21 protein-coding genes are annotated in these 19,035 nt (G+C 65.0%); 8 read left to right on the top strand and 13 right to left on the bottom strand.

What is annotated here, in order from left to right:
• Window positions 1-24 precede the first annotated feature (24 nt).
• Complete coding sequence (locus DDF70_RS12515; RefSeq protein WP_342633913.1) at window positions 25-483, bottom strand: MarR family winged helix-turn-helix transcriptional regulator; 459 nt, start codon at window positions 481-483, stop codon at window positions 25-27.
• Window positions 484-578: 95 nt separating this feature from the next.
• Between DDF70_RS12515 and DDF70_RS12510 the strand changes: the two genes are divergently transcribed.
• Together DDF70_RS12510 and gstA are read left to right on the top strand one after the other, a co-directional pair.
• Window positions 579-1,028, top strand: a complete 450-nt coding sequence (locus DDF70_RS12510; protein WP_114945240.1) for a DoxX family protein — start codon at window positions 579-581, stop codon at window positions 1,026-1,028.
• Between the two features lie 28 nt (window positions 1,029-1,056).
• The gene (gene gstA, locus DDF70_RS12505; RefSeq protein WP_114945191.1) at window positions 1,057-1,671 is read left to right on the top strand and encodes a glutathione transferase GstA; all 615 of its coding nucleotides are present in this window, start codon (window positions 1,057-1,059) and stop codon (window positions 1,669-1,671) included.
• A 79-nt stretch (window positions 1,672-1,750) separates the two neighbouring features.
• Here the strand turns inward: gstA and DDF70_RS12500 are convergent, their stop codons facing one another.
• From DDF70_RS12500 to DDF70_RS12485, 4 genes are all read right to left on the bottom strand, one after another.
• Window positions 1,751-2,089: a hypothetical protein gene (locus DDF70_RS12500; protein WP_114945190.1), complete on the bottom strand. Its 339-nt coding sequence runs from the start codon at window positions 2,087-2,089 to the stop codon at window positions 1,751-1,753.
• Window positions 2,090-2,277: 188 nt separating this feature from the next.
• On the bottom strand, window positions 2,278-3,924 hold the full coding sequence (gene groL / locus DDF70_RS12495; RefSeq protein WP_009763840.1) for a chaperonin GroEL: 1,647 nt from the start codon (window positions 3,922-3,924) through the stop codon (window positions 2,278-2,280).
• Between the two features lie 54 nt (window positions 3,925-3,978).
• Window positions 3,979-4,266, bottom strand: a complete 288-nt coding sequence (gene groES / locus DDF70_RS12490; protein WP_114945189.1) for a co-chaperone GroES — start codon at window positions 4,264-4,266, stop codon at window positions 3,979-3,981.
• A 262-nt stretch (window positions 4,267-4,528) separates the two neighbouring features.
• Window positions 4,529-5,374: a DMT family transporter gene (locus tag DDF70_RS12485; protein WP_114945188.1), complete on the bottom strand. Its 846-nt coding sequence runs from the start codon at window positions 5,372-5,374 to the stop codon at window positions 4,529-4,531.
• 207 nt (window positions 5,375-5,581) lie between these two features.
• Here DDF70_RS12485 and DDF70_RS12480 point away from each other — a divergent pair, with 207 nt between their 5' ends.
• Complete coding sequence (locus DDF70_RS12480) at window positions 5,582-6,346, top strand: L,D-transpeptidase (RefSeq protein ID WP_245435464.1); 765 nt, start codon at window positions 5,582-5,584, stop codon at window positions 6,344-6,346.
• Window positions 6,347-6,465: 119 nt separating this feature from the next.
• Window positions 6,466-6,795 carry a DMT family transporter gene (locus DDF70_RS12475; protein ID WP_114945186.1) on the top strand — a complete coding sequence of 110 codons (330 nt, stop codon included), beginning with the start codon at window positions 6,466-6,468 and terminating at the stop codon, window positions 6,793-6,795.
• 52 nt (window positions 6,796-6,847) lie between these two features.
• Here the strand turns inward: DDF70_RS12475 and DDF70_RS12470 are convergent, their stop codons facing one another.
• The 8 genes from DDF70_RS12470 to DDF70_RS12435 form a co-directional block, all read right to left on the bottom strand.
• A complete protein-coding gene (locus DDF70_RS12470; RefSeq protein WP_114945185.1) occupies window positions 6,848-7,555 on the bottom strand; it encodes a DUF2076 domain-containing protein in 708 nt (235 codons plus the stop codon).
• A 56-nt stretch (window positions 7,556-7,611) separates the two neighbouring features.
• Entirely contained in the window at window positions 7,612-8,193 is a 582-nt protein-coding gene (locus tag DDF70_RS12465) for an NUDIX hydrolase (protein ID WP_205772420.1), read from the bottom strand.
• Between the two features lie 4 nt (window positions 8,194-8,197).
• The gene (locus DDF70_RS12460) at window positions 8,198-9,049 is read right to left on the bottom strand and encodes an SDR family NAD(P)-dependent oxidoreductase (protein WP_114945184.1); all 852 of its coding nucleotides are present in this window, start codon (window positions 9,047-9,049) and stop codon (window positions 8,198-8,200) included.
• A 318-nt stretch (window positions 9,050-9,367) separates the two neighbouring features.
• Window positions 9,368-10,879, bottom strand: coding sequence for a chromosome partitioning protein ParA (locus DDF70_RS12455; RefSeq protein WP_114945183.1), 1,512 nt, complete (start codon window positions 10,877-10,879; stop codon window positions 9,368-9,370).
• 100 nt (window positions 10,880-10,979) lie between these two features.
• Window positions 10,980-12,332 carry a glycolate oxidase subunit GlcF gene (gene glcF / locus DDF70_RS12450; RefSeq protein WP_114945182.1) on the bottom strand — a complete coding sequence of 451 codons (1,353 nt, stop codon included), beginning with the start codon at window positions 12,330-12,332 and terminating at the stop codon, window positions 10,980-10,982.
• A 9-nt stretch (window positions 12,333-12,341) separates the two neighbouring features.
• Window positions 12,342-12,959 carry a DUF2585 domain-containing protein gene (locus DDF70_RS12445; protein WP_114945181.1) on the bottom strand — a complete coding sequence of 206 codons (618 nt, stop codon included), beginning with the start codon at window positions 12,957-12,959 and terminating at the stop codon, window positions 12,342-12,344.
• Between the two features lies 1 nt (window position 12,960).
• Window positions 12,961-14,145 (bottom strand): glycolate oxidase subunit GlcE, encoded by a 1,185-nt coding sequence (gene glcE / locus DDF70_RS12440; RefSeq protein ID WP_114945180.1) that lies wholly within the window; start codon window positions 14,143-14,145, stop codon window positions 12,961-12,963.
• Window positions 14,142-15,575: an FAD-linked oxidase C-terminal domain-containing protein gene (locus DDF70_RS12435; protein WP_114945179.1), complete on the bottom strand. Its 1,434-nt coding sequence runs from the start codon at window positions 15,573-15,575 to the stop codon at window positions 14,142-14,144. Before DDF70_RS12435 ends, glcE begins: the two co-directional genes overlap by 4 nt.
• A gap of 135 nt (window positions 15,576-15,710) precedes the next feature.
• Between DDF70_RS12435 and DDF70_RS12430 the strand changes: the two genes are divergently transcribed.
• From DDF70_RS12430 to DDF70_RS12415, 4 genes are read left to right on the top strand one after another with little or no spacing between them, the layout of a single operon-like run.
• Window positions 15,711-16,100, top strand: a complete 390-nt coding sequence (locus tag DDF70_RS12430) for a c-type cytochrome (RefSeq protein ID WP_114945178.1) — start codon at window positions 15,711-15,713, stop codon at window positions 16,098-16,100.
• Window positions 16,097-16,894 (top strand): (Fe-S)-binding protein, encoded by a 798-nt coding sequence (locus tag DDF70_RS12425; protein ID WP_114945177.1) that lies wholly within the window; start codon window positions 16,097-16,099, stop codon window positions 16,892-16,894. The genes DDF70_RS12430 and DDF70_RS12425 overlap by 4 nt, the downstream gene beginning before the upstream one ends.
• Before the next feature lie 9 nt (window positions 16,895-16,903).
• A complete protein-coding gene (locus DDF70_RS12420) occupies window positions 16,904-18,340 on the top strand; it encodes a LutB/LldF family L-lactate oxidation iron-sulfur protein (RefSeq protein WP_114945176.1) in 1,437 nt (478 codons plus the stop codon).
• On the top strand, window positions 18,337-19,008 hold the full coding sequence (locus DDF70_RS12415) for a LutC/YkgG family protein (protein WP_114945175.1): 672 nt from the start codon (window positions 18,337-18,339) through the stop codon (window positions 19,006-19,008). Before DDF70_RS12420 ends, DDF70_RS12415 begins: the two co-directional genes overlap by 4 nt.
• The last annotated feature ends 27 nt before the right edge of the window (window positions 19,009-19,035 follow it).

Here is a 19,035-nt window from a genome sequence, read left to right as displayed (position 1 = left end):
GCCGTCCAGATCGTTCGTGAAGGCTCAGGCATTCTCCGGATGCATCAGCTTCAGCAGCAGGGCCGCGAGCTGCTCCGCCTCCCCGTCCGAGAGCCTCCCGCCGACGAAGCGGCTGATGGCCGGGCCGTAGACCCCCCACATGCGCCGCTGGAGCAGGCGCCCCTCGTCCGTGATCTCCACGAGCTGACGCCGCCTGTCCCCGGGATAAGGGATGCGGCGCACAAGCCCCTCCGTCTCCATCCGGTCGAGAAGGCGGGAGAGGTTGTACTGCTCGAAGAGCACCTCCTCCTCGATCTCCCGAGGCGTAGCACGGCCGTCTGACCGGCGCTTCAGATGCAGGAGCACGTCGTACCAGGACAGGGACGGGAAGCCGGCCCCCTTCAGCTCCGCCTCGATCTGACCGACCACTTCCTTTCCCGCCCGAATAAGACGGACCCAGGCATCGGTCACGGCATCCGACGGTTCCTGCACATCTTGCACCACGGCAAAGCCTCTCCTGCTTTTATGCACTTGCATCATGTTTGACATTTCGATGCAAGTGCATATGAATCTTCATGCATCTGCATGGAGTTCTTCCGATGTCCAACACCACTTCTTCCAGCATTGCCCATGGCACCGCTCTCCTCCGCGTTTCCCTCGGCGTCATGTACATCGCGCACAGCCTTATCCTTAAGCTCATGACCTTCACGCTGGCTGGCACGGCGCAGTATTTCGAGTCGCTCGGCCTGCCGGCTTTCCTGGCCTATGCCACGTTCTTCGCCGAGCTGATCGGCGGCATCCTGCTGGTTCTTGGCGTTCAAAGCCGCTGGGTGGCACTGGGTCTCCTCCCGGTTCTCGCCGGAGCCGCCTGGGTGCATGCGGGCAACGGATGGGTCTTCTCCGCTTCTGGAGGTGGATGGGAATATCCGCTTTACCTGATCGTACTCTCGGTGGCACAGGCTCTCCTGGGTGATGGCGCCTATGCGCTCAAGCCCTCCACTTCCCTGCCTCTTTTCGGCGGTTCGGCTTCGCTCAAGCCCGCCGCTTAACTCCGGGCTCCCAACAAGGACCAAACCCATGAAGCTCTACTACAGCCCCGGTGCCTGCTCGCTCGCCACCCATATCGTGGCACGCGAAGCCGGCCTTCCGGTCACGCTCGTGAAGGTGGATCTCTCGAAGCATCTCACCGAGACCGGCGAGAACTTCCGCGCCATCAACCCCAAGGGCTATGTGCCGGCCATCGCCCTGCAGGACGGCTCTCTGCTCACGGAAGCGGCCGCGATCATCCAGTACCTCGCCGACCAGCAGCCCGGCGCCGGCCTCGCGCCTGCCCACGGCACCGTCGAGCGCTACCGCCTGATCGAGTGGCTCACCTTCATCAGCTCCGAGATCCACAAGGGCTTCGGCCCGCTCTGGAACCCCGCCACCCCGGACGCCATGAAGGCGGCCACGAAGGACCGTCTCGCCACGCGCTTCGCCTATCTCGACGAAGTTCTGGGCAAGCAGCCCTTCCTCATGGGCAAGACCTTCACGATCGCCGACGCCTATCTCTTCACGGTCGTGAACTGGACCAACTTCCACGCCATCGACATCTCGTCGTTCAAGAACCTGAGCGCCTTCATGGCCCGCGTGGCCGAGCGCCCGAAGGTGCAGGAAGCACTTGTGGCCGAAGGCCTGAAGCAGGCGGCGTAAGCTTTTCACTGCGGCAGAAACGAAAAGGCCCCGGATCGCTCCGGGGCCTTTTTGATGGCGAACACGATCTGTTCAGGCATCATACGATGAAAATATTATCCGCCAGCAGCAGCGATCCCGCCTTCAGCTGCGCGAACTTGATCGCCGCGTATTTCGTGCCCGTGCCGTCCGCGTCGTAGGACAGAGCACCGGTCTTGTCGTTGTAGATGATGCGGTCGCTTTTATCGTGCGCCTGCGCGCCGATCCAGAATGCGCCCTTCGACAGCATGCCCTTCTGGATCTTCCCGAATACCGCTTTCGCCAAGCTGATCGTGTCGTCGGCGTGCCTGAAGTCTAGGATCCGATCCACATTGGTCTCGCCGAACTTCGTGGTGAAGGCGAATACGTCCGCTCCGGCTTGTCCCGTGAGCTTGTCCATCCCGAGCCCACCGTTGAGCCGATTAATCTCGTCCTGTCACGCCAAGGAACCGCTAGACCTCTTTCCGACAACAAAAAAAGCCCCGGAGTTTCCTCCGGGGCTTCTTCATTTCTATACGTCGGCTTGGATCCCGGAACGTGCCGCGGCGCTGGGCGCCGCGATCCGTCCGGGACGACCCTTTGGGTCGCTTAGAAGTCCATGCCGCCCATGCCGCCCATGCCGCCGCCCGGCATGGCCGGAGCGGATTCGCGCTTGGGGGCCTCGGCGACCATCGCCTCGGTCGTGACCAGCAGGCCGGCCACGGAGGCGGCGTCCTGCAGAGCCGTGCGGACGACCTTCGCCGGGTCGACGATGCCGGCCTGGAGCATGTCCACGAACTCTTCCGTCTGGGCGTTGAAGCCGAAGGTGTCGGACTTCGCGTTGTCGCCGATCTTGCCGACGACGATGGAGCCTTCGACGCCGGCGTTCTCGGCGATCTGACGGATGGGAGCCTCAAGGGCACGCAGCACGATCTTGATGCCGGCATTCACGTCGGCATTGTCGCTCTGGAGCTTGGCAACCGCAGCCTTGGCGCGCAGCAGAGCCGTGCCGCCGCCGGGGACGATGCCTTCTTCCACCGCAGCGCGGGTGGCGTTCAGGGCGTCGTCGACGCGGTCCTTCTTCTCCTTCACCTCGACCTCGGTCGCGCCGCCGACGCGGATCACCGCGACGCCGCCGGCGAGCTTGGCCAGACGCTCCTGGAGCTTCTCACGGTCGTAGTCCGAGGTGGTCTCCTCGATCTGCGCCTTGATCTGGGCCACACGAGCCTCGATGTCGGCCTTCTGGCCGGCGCCGTCGATGATCGTGGTGTTCTCCTTCTCGATGCGAACGCGCTTGGCGCGGCCGAGCATCGGGAGCTGCACGGTCTCGAGCTTGATGCCGAGGTCTTCGGAGATCGTCTGGCCGGCGGTCAGGACGGCGATGTCCTCGAGCATGGCCTTGCGGCGGTCGCCGAAGCCCGGAGCCTTGACGGCGGCGATCTTCAGGCCGCCGCGCAGCTTGTTGACCACGAGGGTGGCGAGAGCCTCGCCTTCCACGTCCTCGGCGATGATGAGGAGCGGCTTGCCGGTCTGAACGACGGCTTCGAGGATCGGCAGCATGGGCTGGAGCGAAGAGAGCTTCTTCTCGTGGATGAGGATGTAGGGATCCTCAAGCTCGGCCACCATCTTCTCGGCGTTGGTGATGAAGTACGGCGAGAGATAGCCGCGGTCGAACTGCATGCCTTCCACGACATCGAGCTCGGTCTCGGCGGTCTTGGCTTCCTCGACCGTGATCACGCCCTCGTTGCCGACCTTCTGCATGGCATGGGCGATCATCTCGCCGATGTCCTTGTCGCCGTTGGCGGAAATCGTGCCGACCTGGGCAACCTCGTCGGACGAGGCAACCTTCTTGGCGCGGGCCTGGATGTCCTTGATGGCCTCGGACACGGCGAGATCGATGCCGCGCTTGAGGTCCATCGGGTTCATGCCGGCAGCCACCGACTTGGCGCCCTCGCGCACGATGGCCTGGGCCAGAACCGTCGCCGTGGTGGTGCCGTCACCGGCGATGTCGTTGGTCTTCGAGGCCACTTCGCGCACCATCTGGGCGCCCATGTTCTCGAACTTGTCGGAGAGCTCGATCTCCTTGGCGACGGTGACGCCGTCCTTGGTGATGCGCGGCGCGCCGAAGGACTTCTCGATCACCACGTTGCGGCCCTTGGGACCCAGCGTGACCTTCACGGCGTCGGCGAGGATGTCCACGCCACGGAGCATCTTTTCGCGGGCGTCCGAGGAAAACTTAACGTCTTTGGCAGCCATGGGCTTTGCCTCCAGTTAAATTGGGAAACTTGGAAAGAAGGGCTTGCGGCTCGCTTAGCCGACGATGCCCATGATGTCGGATTCCTTCATGATCAGGAGGTCCTGACCATCGATCCGCACCTCGGTGCCGGACCACTTGCCGAACAGGACGCGGTCGCCGGCCTTCACGTCGAGAGCGGCAACCTTGCCATTCTCGTCACGGGCGCCGGGGCCGACGGCGACGACTTCGCCCTCTTGCGGCTTTTCCTTGGCGGTGTCCGGGATGATGATGCCACCGGCCGTCTTCTCTTCGGCTTCGATGCGGCGGACGACCACGCGGTCGTGCAGCGGACGGAACTTCATGGAACTTCCCCTTTGACGATGGGCGCGACCCCTCTGGCCGCACCGGTCTCCTGGCTGTTAGCACTGTTCGTTGACGAGTGCTAACGCTGGCGGCGAGATAGGCATATGCATGGGGGGAGTCAAGAGACCTGCCCCTAAGGCAGCGTCAGAAAATAGACCTTACCCCTTCTAAGGACCGCATATGATCGTTTCATGACCGCCCTGGAACCCTAGCCGACGATCCATTTCAGGCGAATCCGCCCCTGGGACCGGGGGGCCAAGCTCACCGCCGCGACGTGAGCATCGCGGCGGCCACGATGAGGATGCCGCCGCCGAGGGTCGCCCAGGTCGGGATTTCACTGAAGACCCCGTAGCCGATCAGCACGGCCCAGATCAGGGCGGTGTATTCGAGCGGGGCGAGCCGCGCCGCCTCGGCCTTGGCATAGGCGGTCGCCATCAGAACGTGGCCGATCACGCCCAGAACCCCCATCAGCATGAACCAGGCCAGGTGCTCGTAATGCAGGGGCTGCCACGCCCAGAGGCCGAAGGGCGCCACCAGGATGAACGGCCCGATGTTCTGGAAGATGACGATGTGCAAGAACTTGTCCCGCTGGGCGCGCTGGCGCAGCAGCACGAGGCTCAGCGCATAAGTGATCGCCGACACGAGGGCCGCCGCGACGCCCGTCCACGAGCGGGCCGCGTTCGCCTCCCCCGTCTGGCCGAGGACGACCACGAGGGTCCCGAGAAACCCGATGCCGATGGCGCCGACGATCCGGCTGTCGACCTTCTCCCGCAGCATCAGCATCCCGAACAGGGCGATGAACATCGGCGACAGGAACGACAGGACGAGAGTCTCGGCGAGGGGCAGTTGTCCCAGGGCATAGAAGAAGCTCAGGGCCGTGACGACCGCGATCACGGAGCGGATCGCATTGGCCGCGACGGTCTCGCGGTTGGGCCAGCCGGGCTTGAGGACGGCCACGACGCCCGCGACGACGATGCTTCCGCACATGAAGCGCAGGAAGGCGACCTGGAAGGTCGGGTAATGGGCGGACATCCCCTTGATGACCGCATCCATGATGGAGAGAACCGCAATGCCTGCAGCCGCCCTTAAGGCGGGACCGAATTTCATGATGTCACGACGATGTGAAAGCCGGCGTCCGGGATGAGCGCCGTCGAAGGAAGAGGCTCTTACCGCACTTTCCCCGGCGCTTCACTCCTCTTTTCGGAGCACCGGCAGGAAAGCTCTCCTGCCCGTCCTGTTTAAATTCATCCAGCTTGGCGGAAACAAAAGCCGCGCTTGTCGTTTATTCTGCAAATCACCGATAAGGATATGTCAATGCGCGCTTGGATCCCTTGCTCTGCAATGCTTCTGGCCGTCCTTCTTCCGGCCGCCGCCTCGGCGCAGCCGGTCACCAGGAGCGGCAATTTCTACGGCAATACTTACATCTCGCCGGGCTACGACTACCCTTATGCTCGCACCGAGGACGGTTACCGTGAAAGCTATCCTCTCGTGACCCGTCCTGCCGCTCGCGCCTATCAGGCGGAGCGCATGAGCGGCTATCCCTATGACGTGAGCACCACCGGCAGCACCGTCGCCTCCCTGCCGCAGGATTACGGGAACGGCACGGGCTACGACAACAGCATTGACTATGCGATCGCGCCTCAGTTCCAGCGCCAGCTCGTGTCCTATCGCGGCACCGAGCGTCCGGGCACGATCGTCGTCGATACCAGCAACAAGTTCCTCTATCTCGTGCAGGACAGCGGCCGTGCCATCCGCTACGGCATCGGGGTCGGCCGCGAAGGCTTCGAGTGGCGCGGTCGCCAGACCGTTTCCATGAAGCGCGAATGGCCGTCCTGGCGCCCGCCGGCCGACATGCTGCGCCGCCGCCCGGACCTTCCCCGCTTCATGGAAGGCGGGCCGGACAACCCGCTCGGCGCCCGGGCCCTCTATCTCGGCTCCTCGCTCTACCGCATCCACGGCACCAACGAGCCGCACACCATCGGCCAGGCCGTCTCCTCGGGCTGCATCCGCATGCTCAACGACGACGTGGTCGATCTCTACAGCCGCGTGAAGGTCGGAACGAGCGTGGTCGTTCTCTGATCGGGCCGCAACCGATATCCATCGCCGTTCAGGATGGCCGGGTTCGCCCGGCCATCTGCTTTTGGAGAATCGTGCGCCGTCCGATGTAAGACAGCATCGCCTGCCGCACGGGGAACGCCATGAACTATGCCTATCTCTTCGCCGCCATCATCAGCGAGGTCATCGCGACGTCCGCCTTGAAGGCGGCCGAGGGCTTCACGCGCTTCTGGCCTTCCGTGATCGTGATCGTCGGCTATGGGCTCGCCTTCTACTGCCTCTCCCTGACCATGCGCACGATCCCCATCGGCATCGCCTACGCGATCTGGTCGGGCGTCGGGATCGTGCTGATCGCGCTCGCCGGCCTTCTGCTCTACCGCCAGACGCTGGACTTCCCTGCCCTCGCCGGCATGGCGCTCATCCTCACGGGCGTGCTGGTGATCAATCTCTTTTCGAAGACCGCAGGTCATTGAAACGAAAACGCCCGCCACAAGGCGGGCGCTTCCGAAGACACGCGGCCGCCACTCAAGTCCAGTCGCCCTCGTCCCCGCCGTCGCCGCCGAAGTCGGAGAAGTCCTGGTCGTCCTCCTGCGGATCCTGGTTCGGGTACAGCGCATCCGTGATGCCGGCAATGCCGGCATCGGCCGCCTGGTCGACACCTTCAAGCCCGGCTGCCGATGCCACATTGCTCAAGGGATTGTTGTCGCCGCTGAAGGCGTGGCTCAGGGCATTGGCGATCATCATGCCGCCCGCGACGCCTGCCGCCGTCGTCAGCGCGGAGCCGAGGAACCCGCCTCCGCCCCCCCGCTGCATCCCGCCCCAGGGGCCGGGCGCACCGCCCATCATCGGGCCGCCTTGCGGGCCGCCGTAGGGCGGCTGAGGATAGGGCTGGGGCTGGCCCCAGGGTGAGGCCTGACGGGGTGGGGGCGCATTGTAGGCGGGCTCCGGCGGCCGCGACGCGCCGCCGCCGAAGATGCTGGAGAGGAAGCCACCCTGTTGCGGCTGGCGGCTGACCCGGTCGACCTCGGCGCGAAGCCGCTCGTTCTCGGCCTGGAGATTGCCCAGGGCCTGCTCCTGAACGAAGACCGCCTGGGCCAGGGCATAGGGCGCATAGGGCTGCCGGCGCAGCTTCTCGGCGATGTAGCGCTCGGCTTCCGGGTCCCGCGGCTGGTTCGCCACCTGTTCGAGACGCTGGAATATATCGTCGATGACCTGACGTTCCTGATCGTTCATCGCATGCCTCCTTCAAGGAATGTTGGAGAAGGATGTAAGCATGCCCCTGGGTTTTGTTAGGGGCCGACAAGGCCGAGGCTGCGTATATTCCGCAAGCCCTGCGGGGCGATGGTTTCCAGATCCTGGAGGCCGCGCCACTCGGCGCCATGCACCTCTCGCAGATCGGGCCGGAGAGGATCATGTTCCGATGCCCTCACCACATAGCGAATGTCGTGGTGCCAGTGCTCGGGCTCGCCCCGCTCCGGTCGCGCCGGGATGCGGTGGCTGTCGATATCGACGGGCAGCCCCGTTTCCCTGTGCCACGGGTCGATCACGAGGTCGTGCATCCCGGTCTCCTCGATGGCCTCGCGCAGGGCGGAGCCCATCAGGCTGTCCGGCGGCTCGTAATGGCCGCCGGGCTGCAGCCAGCGCTCGAGGGAGCGATGGTGGATCAGGAGGATGCGGCGGCCCGTCGGGTCGAGGATGAAGGCCGACGTGGTAACATGGCCCGGGAACGTCCGGCGCGAATGAATGTCGTCCCCGGCCATGATCTGGCGCCGCAGGATCGCGTGCCGTTCATCGGGCAGGCCGAAGGCCCTGGCGTGATCGTCCAGGATTTGGCCGACCTGTTGGCGGAAGGCTGCCGGATCGAAGTTCACCCCTCTAGCCTGCCATCACCTTGGCGAAGGCATCCTTGTAGTCGGGATGCCAGCGCGACAGCGGCGGACGGTTCTCGATGAGATCCTCGGCGGCCCAGCGGATGCGCTTCTCGTCCATTTCCCGCGTCGTCTCGTTGTCGGGGCAGAGCACGTAGAAGTCGCCTCGCTCCAGGGCCGGCAGCAGGAAATCGATGACCTGCTCCGGCTCCCAGGCACCGGCCGGCTTCTCGGTGACGCCTCTCGCCCTGGTGAAGCCCGTATAGACGAAGCCCGGAATGAGGAGATGCGCACTCACCTGGCAATCGGGCCGGTTGCGCAACTCGTGGGCCAGGCCTTCCGTGAAGACCTTCACGCCCGCCTTGGAGATGTTGTAGGCCGTGTTGCCGGGCGGCGTGGTGATGCCCTGCTTCGATCCGGTATTGATGATCGCGCCCGGGGATTTCCCGTCGATCATGGACGGGGCGAAGACCTGCACGCCGTTGATCACGCCCCAGAGGTTGGTCGCCAGGATCGCGTGCCAGCGCTGCAGGTCGCCGAACATCTCCCCCCCGCCCTCGGTACCGGCGTTGTTCATCAGCAGGGCCACCTCGCCGAAGGCGGCATGAACCTTCTCCTTGAGCGCCTCGACGTCGCCCAAGCGGCTGACATCGGTGGCGACGGCCAGCACGTTGTCCGGCTTGCCGGCCACGCCCTTCACCTCCTCCTCGGCCCGCCGGAGAGCCTCGCCTTCCAGGTCGGCCAAACAGACTTTCATGCCGAGCTCCGCGAACCGCCTGGCGGCCGCGAGCCCGATGCCGCTCGCGGCTCCGGTGATGACGGCGACGCGGCCGGGGGCGATTGCTGGATGATGGGCCATCGTGGAGATCCTTCATGCCTGTCGTGGAAGCGTTTGCGATTCGATGATGCGCCCAAAGTGGCGCGCAGCGGCCCGTTCGCCAAGGTCGGCAAAGGGATTGGCGAATTGCGCCGGGCGCATCGTTCTTCATTCGTCGTTTTCGGCTGGATATGACACCCGCCATGTCATGGCCGGCCCTGTGCCGGCCATCTCGATTGGAAGAGTGCGGCGCTTCAGCTTATCGGGATCACCGGCACAAGGCCGGTGATGACGTGGTAGAGAGGCTTTCCAGTTGCAAAAGAAAAAGCCCCGCATCTCTGCGGGGCCTGGAGGTGAACGCTACTCCGCGTCCGGCGATTTCAAGGGCCGGACATTCGTCTCGAACTCCTCCTCATCGAAGAGGTTCGGATCCTCGTCCTGCGTGTCGAGGCGGGTCTTCTTGCGCAGGGCCACATACTTCTTCTGGATCTTGGTACGGCTCTCGCGAGCGATCTCGAGAGCGCCCTGCATGAGGGAGCGCTCGGCCTTCTCGTTCTGCAGCTCTTCGGTGAGGCGGCGGTTGGCGGCCTCCAGGGTGTTGCGCTCCTGCTCGAAGCGCTTGGTGAGCTGGTCGATGCGCTCGGAGAGGCTCGCCACCTTGTTGTCGGAGCTTTCGATCTGGAAATCCTTGGCCGCGATGGCCTTGCCCAGCATTTCGACGCGCTCCTGCAGCTCGATCCGCGAGCGCTGGAGCTCGTTGACCATGGCCACCTGACGCTCGACCTCCTGCTGGGTCGCCTCCAGGCGACGGTCGAGGGTGTTCTTCTCGATGCTGGTCTCTTTCAGGTTGCGCTCGACGCCGCGCAGAGCCTCGTTCTTGTCGCGCAGCTGATCGCGGGTATGGGCCAGGATCTTGTCGGTCGCGGCCAGACGGGAGTTGAGGCCTTCGATCTTCATGTCGAGCGCCGAAAGGTCAGTCTGATGGGCCGAGCGCTCGGAATCGATCTGGGTTTCCAGGCGCTGGCGCAGAACCTGCTCGGCCATGAGCTTGGTCTCGAGCTCGGAGGCGCGCTGGCGCGTGGCCTCGAGCTGTGTTTCCAGCTCGCCATAACGGTTGGTCAGGCTGGAGAGGCGGTAATTCTGCTCCTCGGCCACCTTCTGCAGGCGCTTGACCTCGTGATCGAGCAGACCGTTGCGCTCACGGGTCTCGATGAGCTCCCGCTCGGCGCGGGCCACCGTCTGGTCGGCCTCCTGGGCTTCGAGACGAAGCGCCTGGTTCTCTTCGGTGATGTTGCGGGCGCGCTCGGTCTCGATGGAAAGCTGGTTTTCGAGATCGGCGACGATCGCCTCCTTGTCCTTCACGTTGAGGCGCAGGTCCTCGATGAAGGATTCCTGCTCGCGAACCCTGGTTTCCGCCTTGCGCAGCTGGGATACGGCGGAATTCAGGTCGTCCACCGTCCGGGCGTGCAGGCCGCTGAGGTCCGCGAGTTCGCGGCGCAGGGCCACGGTCGTTTCCGTCTCCTGCTTGAGCACAGCCTCGGTTTCGAGAAGGCGCGACTGGAGCTGCGGATAGCTGCGGATGAGGTCGGTCACCGGCTCGCTGAGGAGGGCGAAATCCTCCTTGAGGCTGCGGATTTCCTCCAGCCGGTCGATCATGTTGGCGAAACGGACGCGGATCAGCTCGTTCTTCTGGCCGACGGAGTCGAGCGCCACGTTGGGGCGAACGACGATCGTATCGCCCTTCTCCGGAGCGATCGCGACGGGCGCGGCGACGGCCTCGGCAGTCTCGCCTACCTCGGGAAGGGAGCCAATGACGGCCTCTTCCTGCTTCTTGCCAAAACGGCTCCTGAACGATGTCCAACCCGAAGACATGTGCCGGTCCTTACGCCCCTGAGATTCATACTTTCCTAACATTTAGCCCAGATGGCCGCGTTTTGGAAATAGAATTTCGTTGCGTAAGAATGTAGCAGCCTTACTCTGCCGCGATGGTTAACGGCTGGGAAGCCCGCCTGCCGAACCCTGCCGCCTCCAGGGTTTCCGGCATGGGGCCACCGGTTGCCCAGTCGAGAAGCTCCACCGTGTGGACAATGGGGATTTCGGTCCCCTTCCCGATCTGGGTCATGCAGCCGATATTGCCGGTGGCGATGAGGTCGGGCTTGGTGCGCTCGATATTGGCGACCTTGCGGGCCCGGAGCTGGGCGGCAATCTCCGGCTGGAGCAGGTTGTAGGTGCCGGCCGAGCCGCAGCAGATATGCCCTTCCGGCACGTCCTTCACCGTAAAGCCAGCCTGCTTCAGCAGGGTCTTCGGCTCCGTGCGGATCGCCTGCCCGTGCTGCATGGAGCAGGCGGAATGGTAGGCCACCACCAGGTCCGTCTCGCGCGGCTCCATGAGCGTCAGCGACGTGACGTATTCGGTGATGTCCTTGGCAATGGCGGAGACGCGCGCCGCCTTCTCGGCGTAATCCGGGTCCTCCCGGAACATGAAGCCGTAATCCTTGATCGTGGTGCCGCAGCCCGACGCCGTGATGATGATCGCGTCCAGCCCCTCCCCGTCCATCTCGGCGATCCAGGCGTCGATGTTGCGCTTGGCGAAGCCGTGGGCCTCCTCGTCGCGGCCCATATGGTGGACGAGCGCGCCGCAGCACCCCTCCCCCTTGGGCTGGACCACGTCGATGCCATGGCGGTTGAGCAGGCGGATCGCCGCTTCGTTGAAGCCGGGCTTGAGCACCGGCTGGGCACAGCCGGACAGGATGGCGACCCGGCCCCGGCCTTCCCCGTGCGCCTTGAAGGTGCCGGGCTGCTCGAAGGGCGAGCGGGCCGGGACCTTTGCCGGTGCCAGCTCGATCATCGCCTGCAGGCGGTTGCCGAGGAGCGGCAGCGCGCCGATCACACCCTTCAGGGGTTTGGCCAGCATCGCAGCGCCGAGCGCGAAGCGGAAGCGGCCCGGATAGGGCAGCACGCTGGCCAAGACCCAGCGCAGGAGCCGGTCGTGCCAGGGCCGGGTATAGGTCGCCTCGATATAGGCGCGGGCGTGGTCGACGAGGTGCATGTAATGCACGCCGGACGGACAGGTGGTCATGCAGGACAGGCACGAGAGGCAGCGGTCGATATGCTTCACCACTTCCGGCGAAGCGGGCTTCCCGCTCTCCAGCATGTCCTTCATCAGGTAGATGCGCCCGCGCGGGGAATCGAGTTCGTCGCCGAGCAACAGGTAGGTCGGACAGGTGGCGGTGCAGAAGCCGCAATGGACGCAGGTGCGGAGGATCTTCTCCGAACTGGCCATGGCGGGATCCCTGAGCTGGTCGGGCGTGAAATTGGTTTGCATCGTTTTATCTCACAGCGCCCCTTGCCATTGATTGATGGCGTCAATGGGATGGATCAGCATGATGATGTTCAGAATGAGATTGTCGCGGATCCAGAAGCCGACGAAAACCTCCATGACCACCGCCACGAGCACCGTCAGCCAGACCGGCCAGAACCGGGCCAGCACGAAGCCGATCATCATGGCCGCAATGTCCGACATCGAGTTGACGACGCTGTCGCCATAATAGTCGAGCGCGATGTTCGTCGCACGATAGCGGTCGATGACGGTGTTCGTGTTCTCGGCGATTTCCCAGGCGCATTCGATCCCGAGAGCGACGAGTAGAGCAATGCCGAACGGCAGCGGCTTTCCGGTCAGGCGCCCGAAGGCCCAGATGCCTGCATAGAACAGAAAACCATGGATGACGTGGGAGGGCGTGTACCAGTCGGTCAGGTGCTGGGAATTGCCGGAATCCTTCACGACCCCATGCCACAGCTCGATGGTGCCGCATGTGCAGATCGGTGTGCGCCCCATGGCCAGCAGGATCGCGGCGGTCAGCGCAATAAGTCCGAGCGCGATCCCGGCGACGAGCGCCTTCCGCGCACCGCTCGGTGTGCTCGCCTCCGGCGAGAGAGAAGCCGTGCCTGCCATGTCAGATCCCCGCATACATCCGGCCCGGATTGAGGATTCCGGCGGGATCGAACGAGGCCTTGATGCCGCGCGAGAGCGTCATCAGGGCCTCGGGCTGCGGCTCGAACACATCGAGGGTGGAGCGGATCTCGGCAGGTGCGCGCACCAGGGTGGCGTGGCCGCCGAAGGCACGGGTCGCCTCGCGCAGGACGGAGGTGCCCGCATCGCCGTCGATCGGCGTCGAGATCCAGATGAGCCCGCCGCCCCAATCGTAGAACCATTGCGCATCGAGCGACTGCGCCACCTGGGCGACCAGGTCGGGGCCCCTCATCGGAGACGTGGACACGCGCCAGACCGCCCGCTCGCCCTGATCCGTCAGCAATGTCGCATCGCGCACCGATTGCCAGAGCGCCTCCGCCCCGACGCCTTCGAGCAGGTCCATGAACCGGAAGCGCTTCAGGAGGCGCTTGAGTTCGTTCATGCGGTAATCGACCGAGACCCTGAAGCCTTCGAGCCGGATCAGCGTAGTCCCGCCGCGCCGGTCGCGGTCGGGAACATGCGCGGCGCCGGTCACGTCGAAGGGCGATCCGAGGGCCATTGACAGGGCCTCGATCGCCTGCCGGTCGTCGAGGCCGCGGATGGCCAGCGTCGCCATCCGCTCCTGTTTCGGCAGCACCTTGAAGGTGACCTCGGTGAGGAAGCCGAGCGTGCCCCAGGAGCCCGCCATGAGCTTCACGAGATCGAGTCCGGTGACGTTCTTCATCACGCGGCCGCCGGACTTCACCACCTCGCCGCGCCCGTTGACGAAGCGCACGCCGATCAGGCTGTCGCGGGCGGCGCCCGCCATGATCCGGCGTGGGCCGGACAGGTTCAGGGCCGCCACCGCCCCGATGGTCGGATCGCCCTTCGTGCCCAAAAGCGCGCGGTAATCCATGGGCTCGAAGGGCAGTTCCTGGCCTTTCGCCGCAAGCACGCGCATGACCTCGAGGACCGGCGTGCCGCTGCGGGCGGAGATCACGAGTTCCGCCGGCTCGTAGAGGGTGATGCCGGTCATGGCCGACGAGGAGATCGAGGCGTCGGTCTGGTTCGGCCGGCCCATCGGTGCCTTGGTGCCGTTGCCGGCAACGTTCAGAAGCGTGCCCTTGTCGGCGGCCTCGCGGATGATGATCGCCGCATCCTGCTCGTCGCGGGGAGTATGAGTCGTCACGCGGCAAGCCTTCCTTCGAGCGGGAACACCTTGGCGGGGTTGAGCAGCCAGCGCGGGTCGAACACGCCGCGCACGCGCATCTGCTGCTCCAGGTCCACGGCGTTGAACTGATAGGTCATGAGATCCCGCTTCTCGATGCCGACGCCATGCTCGCCGGTCAGGCACCCGCCGACCTCGACGCAGAGCTTGAGGATGTCCTCGCCGGCCTTCTCGGCCTTCTCCATCTCGCCCGGCACGTTGGTGTTGAACATGACGAGCGGATGCAGGTTGCCGTCGCCCGCGTGGAACACGTTGGCGACGCCGAGCCCGTAGGATTTCACGATCTCGTCGATGCGGTTGAGCACATAAGGAAGCTGTCCGGTCGGGATCGTGCCGTCCATGCAGATATAGTCGGCCACGCGCCCCGTGGCGCCGAAGGCCGACTTGCGGCCCTTCCAGATCGCCGCGCTTTCGGCCTCCGATTGCGAGACCTTCATGGTCTTGGGCCTGAACGGCTCGGCGATGGCGACGATGCGGCGGAGCATGTCGTCGATCTCCGCGTCGGAACCCTCGACCTCCACGATCAGCATGGCCTCCACGTCGAGCGGATAGCCCGCATGGGCGAAGGCCTCGCAGATCTGGATGGCCGGCTTGTCCATGTATTCGAGCGCCACCGGAATGATGCCCGCCCCGATGATCGCCGCCACGCAGGCGCCGGCATCCTCCACCGACGAGAAGCCGAAAAGCGCGGGCCGCGCCCCTTCCGCCGCGCGCAGGATGCGCACCACCGCTTCCGTCACCACGCCGAGCTGACCTTCCGAGCCGCAGACGAGGCCGAGGAGATCGTAACCGGGGGAATCCAGATGCTCGCCGCCGATCTCCACCACCGTGCCGTCGAGGAGCACCATCGTGACGCCCAGGAGGTTGTTGGTCGTGACCCCGTATTTCAGGCAATGGGCCCCGCCCGAATTCATCGCGATGTTGCCCGCGATCGTGCAGGCGAGCTGGCTCGACGGATCGGGCGCGTAGAAGAAGCCCTCGTATGCCACCGCCTGGCTGATGCCGAGATTGGTGATGCCGGACTGGACCCGTGCCGTCCGCCCCTCGAAATTGACGTCGATCACCCGGTTCATCTTGGCGACGCCGAGCACGATGGCGTCCTCCTGCGGGATGGCCCCGCCGCAGAGCGAGGTCCCCGCCCCGCGCGGCACCACCTTCACCCCGTGCTGGTGGCAGAAGCGCAGGATGGCCGAGACCTCCTCCGTCGTGGAGGGCAGCACGACGGCGAGCGGCATCTGGCGGTAGGAGGTCAGGCCGTCGGTCTCGAAGGCCCGGCGCTCGTCCTCGGAGACGATCAGCGCCTCGGACGCGACAAGGCGTCCCAAACCCTCGACGATCTCCTTCCGGCGCGCCAGAACCGTTTCGTCCGGTTTCGGAAATGCAATGGTCATGGCACCCTCCCTCAAGGGTCATCGCTGCATTCAAGGTATGGCTACCTTAACAATAAGGCGGCTTTTCCTGATGGCGTTTTCCAATAATGTAGAACCTCTCTAAGATGGGACAGGGGTCCAGCAAAGGAGTTTTTGATGCGTTCCTTCGTTCTTTCCGCCGCCGTGCTCCTCGCGGGGCTCGGTTCCGCCCAGGCCCAGGACGCGGCCGCCGGCGAGAAGGTCTTTACGCAATGCCGGGCCTGCCACCAGATCGGGGAAAACGCGAAGAATGCCGTGGGTCCGGTTCTGAACGGCCTGATCGGCCGCCACTCGGGCTCGGTCGAAGGCTATAACTACTCTCCGGCCAACAAGAATTCCGGCATCACCTGGGACGAGGCCACGTTCCGGGAATACATCAAGGATCCGCGTGCCAAGATCCCCGGCACCAAGATGATCTTCGCCGGAGTCAAGGACGAGCAGAAGGTCAACGACCTCGTCGCCTATCTCAAGCAGTTCGACGCTTCGGGCAAGAAGGTCGCCCAATGAGCGTTCTGCCTTCGCAAGGCCGCCCGACGAAACCCCGGGTCGGCCTCTTCGTCACATGCCTCGTCGACCTGATGCGCCCCTCCGTGGGCTTTGCCGCCGTCAAGCTCCTGGAGGATGCCGGCTGCATCGTCGATGCCCCCGTCCAGACCTGCTGCGGCCAGCCGGCCTACAACTCGGGCGACCGCGGCACGACGCGGGACCTCGCCATGCAGGTGATCGAGGCCTTTCACGGCTACGATTACGTGGTCGCTCCCTCGGGTTCCTGCGCCGGCATGATCAAGGCCCATTACCCGGAACTGTTCGAGGAGGACCCAAACTGGCGGACCAAGGCCGATGCGCTGGCCGCCAGGACCTATGAGCTGACGAGCTTCCTGGTCGACGTGCTCGGCATCACGAAGGTCGATGCCTCCTTCGACGGAACCGTGACCTATCACGATTCCTGCTCGGGCCTGCGGGAGCTCGGCGTGAAGAGCCAGCCGCGCCGGCTTCTCGCCAGCGTCGAGGGCCTGTCTCTCGTCGAGATGCGGGACAGCGACGTCTGCTGCGGCTTCGGCGGAACCTTCGCGGTCAAGTACAGCGACATCTCGGGCGCCATCGTTGATGCCAAAGCGAAGAACGTCGAGGAGGCCCATGCCCCGACCCTGCTCGCGGGCGATCTCGGCTGCCTGATGAACATGGCCGGCAAGCTCACCCGCGACGGCAAGCCGATCCAGGTCCGCCACGTGGCGGAGGTTCTGGCCGGCATGACGGACGAACCGCCGATCGGTGTCGCCAAAACCAAGGCCGTCAAGTAAAAGTCGATCATGACCGTTCATTCCACGTCTCCCCAGTTCAAGCAGAACGCCGCGCGGGCGCTGAGCGACGATCAGCTCCAGAAGGCGCTCGGCAACGTGAAGCAGGGCTTCATCGACAAGCGAAAAGCGGCGGCCGACAAGCTGCCGGAATTCGAGGCGCTGCGGGATGCGGCGCGGGACATCAAGAACCACACGCTGGAGCATCTCGATCTCTACCTCGAGGCTTACGAGGAGAAGGTGAAGGCCTCCGGCGGTCACGTGCATTTCGCCCGCAATGCCGACGAGGCCCGCGACATCATCTTGAGCATCTGCCGCGAGGCCGGTGCCAGGACGGTGACGAAGGGCAAGTCCATGATCTCAGAGGAGATCGGGATCAACCATCACCTGGAGGCGAACGGCATCAGGCCCGTCGAGACGGATCTCGGCGAATACATCATCCAGCTCCGCAACGAGCTGCCGAGCCACATCATCGCGCCCGCCGTCCACCTCAACGCCACGCAGGTGGAGGAGGATTTCCGCCGCGTCCACACCCATCTCGACGCCAAGCGCGATCTCTCGGAGCCCGTGCAGCTTCTCACCGAGGCGCGCGCCGTTCTGCGCGAGCGCTTCCTCGCGGCCGATGTGGGCATCACCGGGGCCAACTTCCTCGTGGCGGAAACGGGCACGTCGATCATCGTGACGAACGAGGGCAACGGCGATCTCACGCAGATCCTTCCGAAGACCCACATCGTGCTCGCGTCCCTGGAAAAGCTCGTTCCGACGCTTGAGGACGTGAGCCAGCTCCTGCGCGTGCTCGCCCGCTCGGCGACTGGCCAGGAGATGTCGGTCTACACCACCTTCTCCACTGGTCCCCGCCGCAGCGCCGATGCGGACGGACCGGAGAACTACCACGTGGTTCTCATCGACAACGGCCGCTCCTCCATGCTCGGCACGAGCTTCGAGGAGATGCTGCGCTGCATCCGCTGCGGCGCCTGCATGAACCATTGCCCGGTCTATCACGCGGTCGGCGGGCACGCCTATGGCTGGGTCTATCCCGGCCCCATGGGCGCGGTGCTCACGCCGTCGCTGATCGGCGTCGACAAGGCCGGTCACCTGCCCAACGCATCCACCTTCTGCGGGCGCTGCGAGAGCGTGTGCCCCGTGCGCATTCCGCTGCCCAAGCTCATGCGCCACTGGCGCGAACGGGAATTCGAGCGGCACCTGACGCCGGCCACCGTCCGGTCAGGCCTTCAGTTCTGGGGCTTCTTCGCCAAGCGCCCTGCCCTCTACAGGCTGGCGACCCGCGTCGCCATGGGGGCGCTTTCGCTCGCAGGCCGCCAGCGTGGGCGCTTCTCCTGGCTGCCCATGGCCAAGGGCTGGACGAAGTATCGTGATTTCCCCGCCCCACAGGGCGAGACCTTCCAGCAGCGCTGGAAGCGCGAGCGCAGCAAGGGAGCCGCCGCATGAGCGCCCGCGACGACATCTTCGCCAATATCCGCCGCTCCCTCGGCGTCAACGGCAGCGAGAAGATCCGCCACCAGATCGTGGCGGACCGCCTGGAGCGCTCGCCCAAGGGCGTGATCCCACAGCGCGGACAGGTTCCGGGCGATGAGCGGATCGCTCTCTTCAAGACCATGGTCGAGACGTCGCTCGCCACGGTCACGGAGGTCGCGTCCCCGGCCGAGGTGCCGCAATCCATCGCGCTGTTCCTGCGCAACCACAACCTGCCCGCCACCCTGCGCATGGGCGACGATCCGCGCCTCGAGGCGATGCCGTGGTCGGACACCGCGCTCGAAATCGCCCATGGACCGAGCGAGGGCCGCGACCTCAACGCGGTCAGCCACGCCTTCGGGGGCATCGCCGAATCCGGCACCCTCGCCATGGTGTCGGGACACGAGAACCCCTCCACTCTCAATTTCCTGCCCGACAACCACATTATCGTGGTCTCGGCCAAGGATATCGCGGGCGATTACGAATCCGTCTGGAACCGGGTGCGCTTCGCCTATGGCAAGGGCACCATGCCCCGCACGGTGAACTTCATCACCGGCCCGTCCCGCTCCGGCGACATCGAGCAGACGCTCCTGCTCGGCGCCCACGGCCCAAGGCGGCTTCATGTGGTGGTGGTGAGGGATTAGAGCATCGGGTGGTCTCGGATGTGGTTC

Origin of the sequence: Microvirga calopogonii (assembly GCF_003347665.1) — a bacterium.
Taxonomy (GTDB): Bacteria; Pseudomonadota; Alphaproteobacteria; order Rhizobiales; family Beijerinckiaceae; genus Microvirga; species Microvirga calopogonii.
The sequence above is the reverse complement of the archived record's forward strand: the minus strand, read 5'-3'. Positions and strand labels throughout refer to the sequence as shown.